Annotated in this window: 6 protein-coding genes and 2 pseudogenes; 3 read left to right on the top strand and 5 right to left on the bottom strand. The window is 73.3% G+C overall.

Going from position 1 to position 11,803, the window contains the following annotated elements:
• The first annotated feature begins 3 nt into the window (after positions 1-3).
• Positions 4-1,083, top strand: a complete 1,080-nt coding sequence (locus ACFY16_RS20570) for an NADH:flavin oxidoreductase/NADH oxidase (RefSeq protein ID WP_390648567.1) — start codon at positions 4-6, stop codon at positions 1,081-1,083.
• A gap of 20 nt (positions 1,084-1,103) precedes the next feature.
• Here the strand turns inward: ACFY16_RS20570 and ACFY16_RS20575 are convergent, their stop codons facing one another.
• The 4 genes and pseudogenes from ACFY16_RS20575 to ACFY16_RS20590 form a co-directional block, all read right to left on the bottom strand.
• A complete protein-coding gene (locus ACFY16_RS20575; RefSeq protein ID WP_390648568.1) occupies positions 1,104-5,414 on the bottom strand; it encodes an HAD-IC family P-type ATPase in 4,311 nt (1,436 codons plus the stop codon).
• A gap of 13 nt (positions 5,415-5,427) precedes the next feature.
• The gene (locus tag ACFY16_RS20580) at positions 5,428-5,979 is read right to left on the bottom strand and encodes a hypothetical protein (RefSeq protein WP_390648569.1); all 552 of its coding nucleotides are present in this window, start codon (positions 5,977-5,979) and stop codon (positions 5,428-5,430) included.
• Between the two features lie 280 nt (positions 5,980-6,259).
• Positions 6,260-7,323: pseudogene (locus ACFY16_RS20585) on the bottom strand (alpha/beta hydrolase family esterase); the annotation flags it as partial.
• Between the two features lie 285 nt (positions 7,324-7,608).
• Positions 7,609-8,184, bottom strand: a pseudogene (locus ACFY16_RS20590) (non-reducing end alpha-L-arabinofuranosidase family hydrolase); the annotation flags it as partial.
• Positions 8,185-8,390: 206 nt separating this feature from the next.
• Between ACFY16_RS20590 and ACFY16_RS20595 the strand changes: the two are divergent.
• Entirely contained in the window at positions 8,391-9,197 is an 807-nt protein-coding gene (locus tag ACFY16_RS20595; protein WP_390648570.1) for a pectate lyase, read from the top strand.
• A 58-nt stretch (positions 9,198-9,255) separates the two neighbouring features.
• Here the strand turns inward: ACFY16_RS20595 and ACFY16_RS20600 are convergent, their stop codons facing one another.
• Positions 9,256-10,020, bottom strand: coding sequence for a PaaX family transcriptional regulator C-terminal domain-containing protein (locus tag ACFY16_RS20600; protein WP_390648615.1), 765 nt, complete (start codon positions 10,018-10,020; stop codon positions 9,256-9,258).
• Between the two features lie 82 nt (positions 10,021-10,102).
• Here ACFY16_RS20600 and ACFY16_RS20605 point away from each other — a divergent pair, with 82 nt between their 5' ends.
• Entirely contained in the window at positions 10,103-11,773 is a 1,671-nt protein-coding gene (locus ACFY16_RS20605) for an acyl-CoA dehydrogenase family protein (RefSeq protein WP_390648571.1), read from the top strand.
• The last annotated feature ends 30 nt before the right edge of the window (positions 11,774-11,803 follow it).

The following is an 11,803-nucleotide window of genomic DNA, read 5'->3' on the forward strand; positions in this document are numbered from 1 at the left end:
ACCGTGACAGTGCTCTTCGAGCCGTACACCCTGCGCGATGTGACGATCCCCAACCGGGTGTGGATGCCGCCGATGTGCCAGTACTCGGCCGCGCCGGAGGGTCCGGGGACCGGCGCCCCCGACGACTGGCACTTCGCGCACTACGCGGCGCGCGCGGCCGGCGGTACAGGCCTGATCGTCGTCGAGTCGACGGCGGTGTCCCCCGAGGGCCGGATCTCCCCGTACGACCTGGGCATCTGGAACGACACCCAGGTCGAGGCGTTCCGCCGCATCACCGGTTTCCTCGCCGCCCAGGGCACGGTGCCCGCCGTCCAGCTGACCCACAGCGGCCGCAAGGCCTCGACCGACCGGCCCTGGAAGGGAGGCGCGCCGGTCGGACCGGAAGCGTACGGCTGGCAGCCGCTCGGGCCGAGCGCGCTCGCCTTCGACGACCGGCATCCGGTACCGAGCGAGCTGACCACGGCTCAGATCGAGGGGATCGTCGGTCAGTTCGCCGACGCCGCCCGCCGCGCCCTCGCCGCCGGCTTCGAGATCGCCGAGATCCACGGCGCCCATGGCTACCTGATCAACGAGTTCCTCTCCCCGCACTCCAACCACCGCACCGACGCCTACGGCGGCTCGTACGAGAACCGCACCCGCTTCGCCCTCGAGGTGGTCGACGCCGTACGGGAGGTGTGGCCGGACGGCAAGCCGCTGTTCTTCCGCATCTCCGCCACGGACTGGCTGGAGGACGGTGGGTGGACCGCCGACGACACGGTGCGCTTCGCGGCCGACCTGCATGCGCACGGCATCGACCTGCTCGACGTCTCCACCGGAGGCAACGCCTCCGGCGTTCGCATCCCGACCGGACCCGGCTACCAGGTCCCCTTCGCCGCCCGGGTGAAGGCCGAGACGCCGATGCCGGTCGCCGCCGTAGGGCTGATCACCGACGCCGAGCAGGCGGAGAAGATCGTGGCCAACGGCGAGGCGGACGCGGTGCTGCTCGGCCGCGAGCTGCTGCGCGATCCTTCGTGGGCGCGCAGCGCGGCGCGCGAGCTGGGCGGCCGGGTGCACGTGCCCGAGCAGTACCACCGGTCCGTCTGAGCCAGGTTTGAGCGACGGCGTCAGGACGCCGCGTGCGGCAGCAGGCCCTGGACCGTCTCCTCCAGGCGGGGCAGGGCCCGTTGGCCCGCCAGGCCCAGGGCGATCCCCGCGGCGACACCGGCCCAGGCGACCGGGCCCAGCGGAGTGCAGCCGAACAGCCGGCTGACGCCCGGAGTCTGCACCAGGACGACCAGGACGACGGCGGAGCCGAGGGACGTGACCCGGACCAGGGTGCTGTCGCGGCGGTCGAGCAGAGTCTGGGCGAGCTGGGTGCCGACCACACCGCACAGGGCCATCGTGCCCGAGCGGCGGGCGGTACCCGGCGTGAAGCGGCCGATCAACCAGGCTGCGAGGGCCCCCAGGCTGGTGGTCAGGGCGCGGTGGCGGATCTGCCGGATCAGCGACTCCCCCAGGACACCGCCTGCCGCGTCCTCCGGCGACCCGGCCTTCGCCTGCTCGGCGTCCTCGTTCGGCGTCACCGCCACCGCCATCGCCGGGAACAGGTCCGTGAACAGGTTCACCATGAGCATCTGACGGGTGGACAGCGGTGCGGTCCCCGACACCAGCGTGCCGAGGATGCCGAAGCCGACCTCGCCGGCGTTGCCGCCGATCAGGATGGCGATGGCGTCGGCCACGCTGTGCCACAGGGCGCGGCCCTCCCCCACCGCGTCGATCAGCACGGTCAGATCGTCGTCGGTGAGGACGATGTCGGCGGCATTGCGCGCGGCCGCCGAGCCACGGGCGTTGATGCCGACGCCGATGTCGGCGGCGCGGATCGCCGCCGCGTCGTTGGCGCCGTCGCCGACCATGCCGACCACCCGGCCCGCGTCCCGCAGCGCCTCGATGACCTGAAGCTTCTGCTCGGGCGCGACCCGGGCGACGACGCCCACGCCCCGCAGCATCCCCGCCCTGGCCGACCGGTCCGCGGCCGCCAGTTCGTCCCCGGTGACCACGGTCGTGTCCTCGGGCCAGCCCAGTTCGGCGGCGATCGCCCGGGCGGTCTGCGGATGATCGCCGGTCAGCATGACCGGTCGTACGCCTGCCTCGCTCAGACCGTGCACGAGGGCCGTGGACGTCTCGCGCGGTGTGTCCGCGAGCCCCAGCAGACCGGTCAACTCCAGGTCCCGCAGCGGCTGTTCGAATGTGACCGGCTCCTCCTCGCCGTCGCCGAGCCGCCGCTGGGCCACCGCCAGGACCCGTAGTCCGTCGCGAGCGAGCGCGTGCGCCGCGTCGGAGGCGTGCGGCGGAGTGCCGGAGCAGGCGGGCAGGACGGTTTCCGGCGCGCCCTTGACCACGAGTACGCGCGGACCGTCGCCGGCCCGGCCGACGGCGGCGGCGTACCCGCGGGCGGCCTCGAACGGCAGGCCTTCGAGCTGCCGCCAGTCCGGGTCGGGGCCGGCCGCGTCGAGGACGGCCTCGTCGGTGGCGTGCACCGGCCGGTCGGAGCCGCCGCCGTTCAGCCGCGGGCAGGCGCGCGCCGCGGTGCGCAGCGTGGCCGCGGAGTCCGGGTCGTCCGCGGCACGGACGCTGCCGCCGGCGTCGGACACCCGCACCAGGCGCAGCCGGTTCTCGGTCAGGGTGCCGGTCTTGTCGAAGCACACCGTGTCCATCCGGCCCAGCGCCTCCAGCGTGCGCGGGGTTCGGACGAGGACCCCTCGGCGGCTCAGCCGCCGGGCCGCCGCGAGCTGTGCCACCGTGGCCACCAGGGGCAGACCCTCGGGGACGGCCGCCACGGCGACGGCCACACCGCCGCTGACCGCCTCGCGGACGGGGGTACCACGCAGCAGCGCCAGCCCCGTCACCGCGGCCCCGCCCGCCAGTGTCAACGGCAGTGCCTTGCCGGTGAGTTCCTGCAGCCGGGCCTGCACCCCGGCGGCGGGCGGTGTACGGGCGGCGAGGTGGACGGCGCGGGAGGCTTCTGTGCGGTCGCCGGTGTCCACCACGACGGCCCGGGCCCGGCCGGCCACCACGGTGGTGCCCTCGAAGACCATGCAGCTCCGGTCGGCGACCGGAGCGTGCGGAGTCGGGTCCGTCTGCTTCTCCGCCGGCAGGGACTCCCCGGTCAGCGCGGACTCGTCGACCTCCAGGCCGTCCTCCCACAGCAGGCGGGCGTCGGCGGGCACCACGTCGTCCGCCACGAGCTCGATCACGTCGCCCGGCGTGAGCTTGACGGCGTCGACGGTGTGGGTCCCCGCCGACGCGTCCTCGTCCTCGGCGACGAAGCGCGCCTTCTGCTTCTGCTCCGCGAGCAGCCCGGACAACGCCCGCTCGGCACGCAGCCGCTGGACGCCGCCGACCAGCGCGTTCAGGTCGAGGGCGCCGAGGACGAGGAGGGCGTCCACGGCGGATCCGAGGATCGCCGACGCAGCCGAGCCGACGGCCAGGACCGGGGTGAGGGGGTCGTGCAGTTCGCCGCGCACAGCCTGCGCGAGGTGCAGTGTCCCCCGCGCCTGAGCCAGCACGGGGACCCGGGACACCGTTTCGAACGCCTTCCTCGTCCGGGCGCTCGCCTGCTCCACCGGAGTCGGCGCCGCGGCCGGTTCGTGCCGCAGCCGCTCCTGGGCCTCCCGCGGGTCCAGCTCGTGCCAGTGCACACGGGGGCGCGGGTGCGGAGCGCGGGCCGTCGCGACACCGAGTGCCGCCCGCGCCCCGGACAGCAGGGCGGTCGCCGCGGCGACGTCGACCGGTGCGTGCCGCAGCCCCGGCAGGACGGCGCGGCGCCCGCGTCCGCCACCGGACTGGCCGACGGCCACCAGCAGCCCGGACAGTGCGGCACCCGACCTTGCCAGGGTCTGTGCCCTCGTCCCGACCCCGCGGGCGGCCGGAACCGCGGTCAGCAGTCGCCACACGTCCGGCAGTCCGTGCAGGGCGAGGATGTCCGCGCCCCACACGACCGCGCCGGCCCGGTCGGTGAGGGCGACGGCGACATCGCCGGCGCGCAACCCGGCCAGGACGCCGTGGTCGTCGGCGGACCGCACACGGGCGACCGCGACGACGGCCCGCGAGTCGTCGCGCAGCCCGTACACCACGTCGTCCAGCGGGCGCCGTGCGTCCACCACCTGGTCGGCGAGGCCGGTGAAGTCCTCCAGTGCGGGATCGTCCACCACCACGACCCGCATTCCGGCCCGGCGCGCCGCGTCCAGCACGGCCTCGACCCACGGGTCGGCCTCCCCGTCCTCGGTGCGCAGCGCGCTCGGGTGCAGGACGACCGTGCCGGCCATCTCCAGCTGCCGCAGCCGCTCCGGATCGCGCACCAGCACGCCGGCCCGAGCCAGCGCGGCGCTGAGTACGGCGTGGAAGGCGGCGGGCCCGTACCGCGCGGCCTTGGGCGAGCCGGCGAGCACCGCCTCCGCCGCCTCGGTGACGTCGTGCTTGACCAGCAGCGTCGCCGCGGCGCCCACCACACTGCCGGTGGAGGCGTGGGCGGCGTACTCCTGAGCCGGGGAGACGCGCAGGTCCGGGCGCGGGCAGTCGTCGGTGGCGATGCTGACACGCTCGGGCGCGCACAACTCGTCGTGACACGCCTCGAAGGCGGCCGCGCGAGCCACCGTCTCGGCCAGCTGGCAGCCCCGCAATACCCCGTCGAGCAGCAACGACGTGGGGGTCTGGCCCGCGCCGTGGGCAGCCGCGTTCGCGCAGCACAACACCAGATCCATCCCGGACGCGCCCAGCCATGTGCGCAGCCGGGCGCGGAACGCCGGGTTCTCCCGCAGCAGCGTCACCGCCGCGGTCACCAGCCGGGGCGACGGCGGCAGACGCAGGGCGTACGTGGTGAGCGCGACGGCGGTGCCGACGGTGTCGGCCGCCAGCGTGGCCACCGCGGCGCGCACCCCCGCCGGGTCGGCCGGATGCGTGATCTCCTCCGGCTCGCCGCCCGCCAGGACCAGACCGTGCTGCGCCGCCAGATCGGCCGCGTGCTCCACGACCCGGTCGGCGGCGTCCGCCTCGGTCGCGGTCAGCACCAGGCGTGCGAGCCCTTGGTCCCAGTAGGCGAAGACCACATCGGGCCGCTCCGCCAGCGCTGCGGCCACCCGGCGCGCCGACTGCTCCGTCCCACCCGCGTGCCGCTCCCACTCCCCCTCCACGGTCCGCAGCGCGAGGTGCACCCGCGCGCCGGCCCGCCAGTGCCCTCCGGCGCTCGGCAGCGCGTTGCGCGCGACGCGCACCACACGCGCCGCGGCGTCCGCGCTCCGTACGCCGGCCCGAGCCGTCCCCGCCGCCGCGCCCGCGGCCAGCCCGACCGCGGGCGCGGCGGCCCGCGCGAGCAGTCGGGGAGCCGCGGGCAGCAGCCGGGCGGCGGCGGACGGAGCTGTCAGCAAGCCGAGTGCCATGGCGGGGCCGTCCTCAGAGAGTGGTACGGCTGGGCCGGGCCGTCGGGCCGAGGTGTCCCGTCGACGCCTGAACCGTCGCCGCCCTGCGCCGGCCGTGGCCGGACGCCCCGCTCTCCTCGGCGGGCTCGTGACCTCCGTGATCGGCGCCCTGCGTGGACGCCGGGCTCACCCTTACCGGGCCCGGGCCTTCCTTGGGCGCCCGACTTCCGGAGACGGTGTCGCCCGTCTCTTCCTTGTCCCCCTGGATCTCGGGGCCGACGTCCGGCTCCGACACCTGCCGCTGTTCTCCGGCGTCCGCCGACCGCTGTTCGGGCCGGGGCTGGGTGAGCCAGGCCACGGCCGCGCCCGTGAGCGCGACAGGCCACTCCACCACCCCTGCGACGCCGAGCACTCCGGCTCCTGTGTACACCGCCAGCCGCCGACCCCGCGGCGACACCGCACCGACCTTGTCCAATGCTCCGCCTGCGGCCCTGCTCACCACCCCCGCACCCGGCACCCTGCGCAGTGTCGAAGCCGCGCTCCGCACCGGCGCCGAAAGGGCCGACGACGACTTCTGCTCAGCCATGACTCTCCTCGCCTGGGTGAGATCTCCTTCCGTGCCCTCCGAGTCCCCATATCCACGCCGGCCATCCAGCTTTCCCAGAGACGTCACAAACCGCACCCACGCCGCCGCGCACCGGCCGTCCCAACCGGTCAGGGAGGCGCGTCCCCACCCGGTGAGGGGCCGCCTGAGGACCGGTGGCCGGCCCCGCTGGAACGGGCTGCGGCGAAGATCCGGACGCCCTCTGGGGGAAGAGACGTCGGCCCAGGGAGGGGAGAGGGGCCACGGCGGGGAGCGTCGGCGGCCCCGCCGGCAAAGTGGCCGGAGGCTTCGTGCCTGCGGCCACCGGGGCGGTCCCGCGAGTGGTCAGGCCGGTGTTCCACGCGTTGACGGTCGCCGTCACCCGGCAGCCGCCCGGCCAGGCTGGGGTGCCGGGCCCGGGCTGTCGAGGCCGAAGAAGGTCAGCACGCGGGCTGCCATGCCGTAGGAGTACAGGTTGTGGCCGACGCCCTGGAGGCTGATGGCCTCCACGGGAGCCTGGTCACCGGTGCCGCCGTAGCGGGTACGGGTCCAGCCGGTCTGGGGCGAGTCGGTGGCGGCCGGGGTCTGGCTCACGCCGAGCACGTTCGTCCACTCCTTGATCTCCTCCCCGAAGTCGGGGTAGCGCAGGACGTCGTCCTCGCTGCCGTGCCACACCTGCATGCGCGGCCGGGGGCCGGTGTAACCCGGGTAGGCGCCGCGGACGACGTCGCCCCACTCCTGCGGGGTGTGGATCACGGTGCCGCCCGAGCACGCGCTGTTCCACTCGGAGCCGTCAGTGGTGGCGAAGCAGCCGAACGGCACACCGGAGAAGGCGGCACCGGCGGCGAACACATCCGGGTAGTCGCCGAGCAGGACGTTGGTCATCATCGCGCCGGAGGAGATGCCGGTGGCGAAGATCCTGGTGGTGTCGGCGGAGTAGGTGCTGACGACCCAGTCGACCATCGACTTGATGCCGACGGGGTCGCTGCCGCCGCCGCGCTTCAGCGCCTGTGGCGAGGAGACGTCGAAGCACTTGCTTGCGCGGGTGACCGACGGGTAGACGACCACGAACCCGTACTGGTCGGCCAGCGTGTCGTACTCGGTGCCGTGGTACATGTCCGGGCCGGAACCCGTGCACCCGTGCACGGCGACCACGACCGCCGGGTGCGCGGTGACACTGGCCGGCACGTACAGGTACATCTGGAGGTTGCTGGGGTTGGTGCCGAAGTCGGTGACCTCGGTGAGCGTGGCAGTGGGGACGGCCTCGGTGCGGGCCGACGCGGCGGGAGCGGTGAGGACCGTGGCCGCGAGTAACGGCACGAGCGCGGCGAGGAGCACCACGATCAGCGAACGCAGCGGTCTCCTCGCGAAGGCTGTGGCGGTGATGGGAGCGGGGGTCGTAGGGGGCACGTCCTTGTCCCTTTCTGGTAGCGGCTCGGGCGACGTCGTACGCGAAAGGTCGTTCAGCAGGCGGAGTTCGTCTGGGTCAGCAGGCCCAGCCGCCACGGGAGTTGGGAGTAGCTGCCGCTCGCGTCCGGATCCATGCCCTGGTAGAGAGAGGTAGCGGAGCCGGCACGGATCGGTCGTGAGGGTCTGGTCGACGCCGTCACGGATCATCTCGCCGTGGCCGAAGTCCTTCGTCCAGGCGAATCGGCCCGCCTCGAAGGTCACGTTGTCGGCGCCGATGAAGGTGTTGGCCTCGCTGTCCGCCAGCGGGGTCCAGGCGCCGTCGAGGCTGTCGGCCGTCCAGGCGCGGAAGTAGCGCCGCCCGTCGGACCCGGTGGCCAGGGCCTCGACGAGCATGAGGTACTTACCAGTGTGACCCAGGCGGTAGACGTTGCTCGCCTCGAACAGGTCGAAGCGGTTGGCCTCGGAGAGCACGACCGAGGTGTCGCGGAACCTGTTCGGGAACTCGGCGAGCGTGGTCCGGGAGCGGTACCCGTGACCGTTGTCGTCCGCGAAGAACGGATAGCAGTCGGTCCGGTCGCAGACGGTCCAGAAGTCGAGCCAGAACCCGCTGCTGCCCTTGTTCTCCGTCACGACGGGCGGCTCGCTCGACCGAATCGAACAGCCCCGCCGTCGACCGGGACGGACGAAACGCGTGCTGCGCGAAGCGTTGACTAGAAAGCGCTTGCCCCCTACCTTCCGTTCAGAAGTGTGACCAGCCCGCCGGGCTTCAGTCCCAGAACGGCCACACCGACTGCGCACAGCGTTCTACATGGCGTACGTCATTCACACATACGTCCGACCAAGCCCTCCCGAAGGGACGCGCCCGCATGCGTACTCGCCCCCCACATGCACACGCGCAAAGATCCGTACCCCCGCAGGGGCCGCCACCGTCGTCGCCTCCGCGATGTCCGGCGCGGGCACCGGAAAGCCCTGACCACCCCCCCTCTGGAAGAAGGCATCGGGACATGACTTCACCAGCACGTCCGCGCGGCCGCCGGCGCGCCGTCAGCGGCTCCCTGGCCGCTCTCGGCCTTTCGGCTGGCATGATCATGGCAAATAGCGCCCTCACCCCGGCGAGCGCCGCCACCTGGCCCACCGCCAACGGCAGCCAGGCCGTCTCCGCCACCATCTCGGTCTCCGGCACCAAGGACTACGGGATGAAGCGCCTCTACGGCACCGGCGACCTGGGCAGCGACAGTCAGGACGAGGACCAGGGACCGATCCTCGAACTGGCCGCCGGCACCGTCCTGAAGAACGTCATCATCGGCGCGCCCGCCGCCGACGGCATCCACTGCCTGGGCAGCTGCACGCTGCAGAACGTCTGGTGGGAGGACGTCGGCGAGGACGCGGCGACGTTCCTGGGCTCCTCGTCGTCCAACGTGTACACCGTCTCCGGCGGCGGCGCCAAGGAAGCCGGCGACAAGGTGTTCCAGTTCAACGGCGCCGGAACACTCAACGTCTCCAACTTCGCCGTGCAGACCTTCGGCACCTTCGTCCGCAGCTGCGGCAACTGCAAGACGCAGTACAAGCGGACGATCAACCTCAACACCATCGAGGCGACCTACAAGGGCAGCAAGCTCGTCGGCATCAACACCAACTACGGCGACAGCGCGACCCTGAAGGGCATCACGATCGTCGGGGACTCCAGCAAGAAGATCATTCCCTGCCAGAAGTACATCGGCAACAACACGGGCGCGGAGCCGACCACGAACGGCACCGGCCCCGACAGCACCTACTGCAAGTACGCGACCTCGGACATCACCTACAAGTGACCCTCCGGCGGCGGTCGTACGACACCGGACTCACCCGGCGTCGTACGGCCGCCGCGTCTCATTCCCGGCCGCCTTCCCGGTGGCCGTGCTGCGGTACCGTGTCCGCCAACTCCCCCTGGTAGTCCGTGTACGCGGACCGCAGGGCCGCGCCCGGCCAGTCGTCCGGGAGCAGTTCGGGCGGCAGGACGGGGTCGGCGAGCAAGTGGCGCACGACGGCCGCGAAGGTGGTGAGACGGTCGGCCGGGCGGTCGGTGCGCGCCACATGGGCGAGCAGGGACCGGGCCGTGGCGGCCCAGGCATCCAGCGGCCACAAGCGCGCGGCCGACTCGGCCGCGGGCCGGTCGGGGCGCGCGATGTAGTGCTGGGCCACCTGTTCGAGGTCGCCAGGCAGAGATCGCCGCAGATTGGCGGGCCGGAGCCAGACGCCCTCACGGAGTTCGGCCAGACGCAGCGCGGTCAGCCGGGCGCGCAGGTCGGCGCGTTCGGCGGGGCCGCGCCCGGTCGCCGTGATCACCACCATCTCCCAGTCACCGTTCCACGCGCGCGTGCGGGGATGCACGGCCTCGTCCTGGCGGCGCTGGCGGGACAGCAGGCGGTCACTGAGGCCGTAGACGGCGTCCGTACGCCGCAGATCACCGGCGGCCACCATCCGGCTCAGTGCGGCACGGAGGGTGGACCCGCCGACACCGAACGGCTCGACGGCGCGGACGAGGTCCCGCACCGGCAGCTCGGGCGGGTGGGCGCCGAGCAGCAGGCTCAGCACGACCGACCGCGCGGACAGTGGCCGCAGGTCGACCTCGCCGGGCTGCGCCGGCCCGTTCATCGGCTTGGACACGGCACGTACTGTACGTGCGCCTTCTTGTTGCATCATTGCTGCGACCGTACAAAGAGTGCAACATGAGGCCATGGTCTCGACACTCGCGCACGCGCAGCCGAACGGTATGGACGACGTCACGCATGACGTCACCAACCAGGCCCCTCCCCTGACCCCGTACGACGCCTCCGACGACACGGCCCTGCTGGAAGGGCTGCGCCGGGAGGGCGCCGGATGGGCCGAGGACGGCGTCCGGCGGCTCGGCCTGCGGGCCGGCGGCGCCGAGGCGCAGGAGTGGGGCGAGCAGGCCAACCGCCACGAGCCGGAGCTGCGCACCCACGACCGCTACGGCAACCGCGTCGACGAGGTCGACTTCCACCCCAGCTGGCACCACCTGATGGGGGCCGCGGTCGCCGAGGGCCTGGCGGGCGCGCCCTGGGCGGACGACCGGCCCGGCGCCCACGTGGCCCGCACTGCGGGCGGACTGGTGTGGGGGCACACCGAGGCCGGACACGGCTGTCCCACGTCGATGACGTACGCCGCCGTCCCCGCGCTGCGCCGCCAGCCCGAGCTCGCGAAGGTCTACGAACCCCTGCTGACCAGCAGGGAGTACGAGCCCGGGCTGCGGGTGCCGACGCAGAAGCGCGGGCTGCTCGCCGGCATGGGAATGACCGAGAAGCAGGGCGGCTCGGACGTCCGTACGAACACCACCGCGGCCACGCCGACCGCCGAACCGGGCGTGTACACCCTGCGCGGGCACAAGTGGTTCACGTCGGCGCCCATGTGCGACGTGTTCCTGGTGCTGGCGCAGGCCCCGGACGGCCTGTCCTGTTTTCTGGTCCCGCGGGTCCTGCCCGACGGCAGCCGCAACCCGTTCCGCATCCAGCGGCTGAAGGACAAGCTGGGCAACCGGTCCAACGCCTCGTCCGAGCCGGAGTTCGACGGGACGGTGGCCTGGCTGGTCGGGCCGGAGGGGCAGGGTGTCAAGACCATCATCGAGATGGTCAACTGCACCCGGCTGGACTGCGTGATGATGTCGGCGACGCTGATGCGCAAGACGCTCGTCGAGGCAGGGCACCACGTGCGCCACCGCAGCGCGTTCGGCGCGCGGTTGGTGGACCAGCCGTTGATGCGCAATGTCCTGGCCGACCTCGCGCTCGAGTCGGAGGCCGCTACGACGCTCACCCTGCGGCTGGCGGGCGCGGCCGACCGGGCGGTGCGCGGGGACGCCGGTGAGCGGACGTTCCGCCGGATCGCCACGGCCATCGGCAAGTACTGGGTCACCAAGCGGGGCCCGGCCTTCACGGCGGAGGCGCTGGAGTGCCTGGGCGGAAACGGCTATGTGGAGGAGTCGGGCATGCCCCGGCACTACCGCGAGGCGCCCCTGCTGTCGATCTGGGAGGGCTCGGGGAACGTCAACGCCCTCGACGTGCTGCGGGCGCTCGGCCGTGAGACCGGCGCCGCGGACGCCCTGTTCGCCGAACTCGCCCTGGCCCAGGGCGCGGACGCCCGGCTGGACGCGGCCGTCACCCGGCTCAAGGGCCGGCTGGCCGACGCCTCGCCGTCCGGTGCCCGCCGGCTGGTGGAGCTGATGGCCCTCACCCTCCAGGCCTCCCTCCTGGTACGGCACGCCCCGCCCGCCGTCGCCGACGCATTCTGCGCGACCCGGCTCGGCGGCGACTGGGGGTACGCCTTCGGCACGCTGCCCGACACGGCGGACCTCGACGGAATCCTGGAGCGGGCGCTGCCGGGCGGGGAGTGAGCGGACAGGCGGCGCCGGGATCCGCTCGTT

Source organism: Streptomyces sp. NPDC001315, assembly GCF_042896175.1.
In the GTDB taxonomy this organism is placed as follows: domain Bacteria; phylum Actinomycetota; class Actinomycetes; order Streptomycetales; family Streptomycetaceae; genus Streptomyces.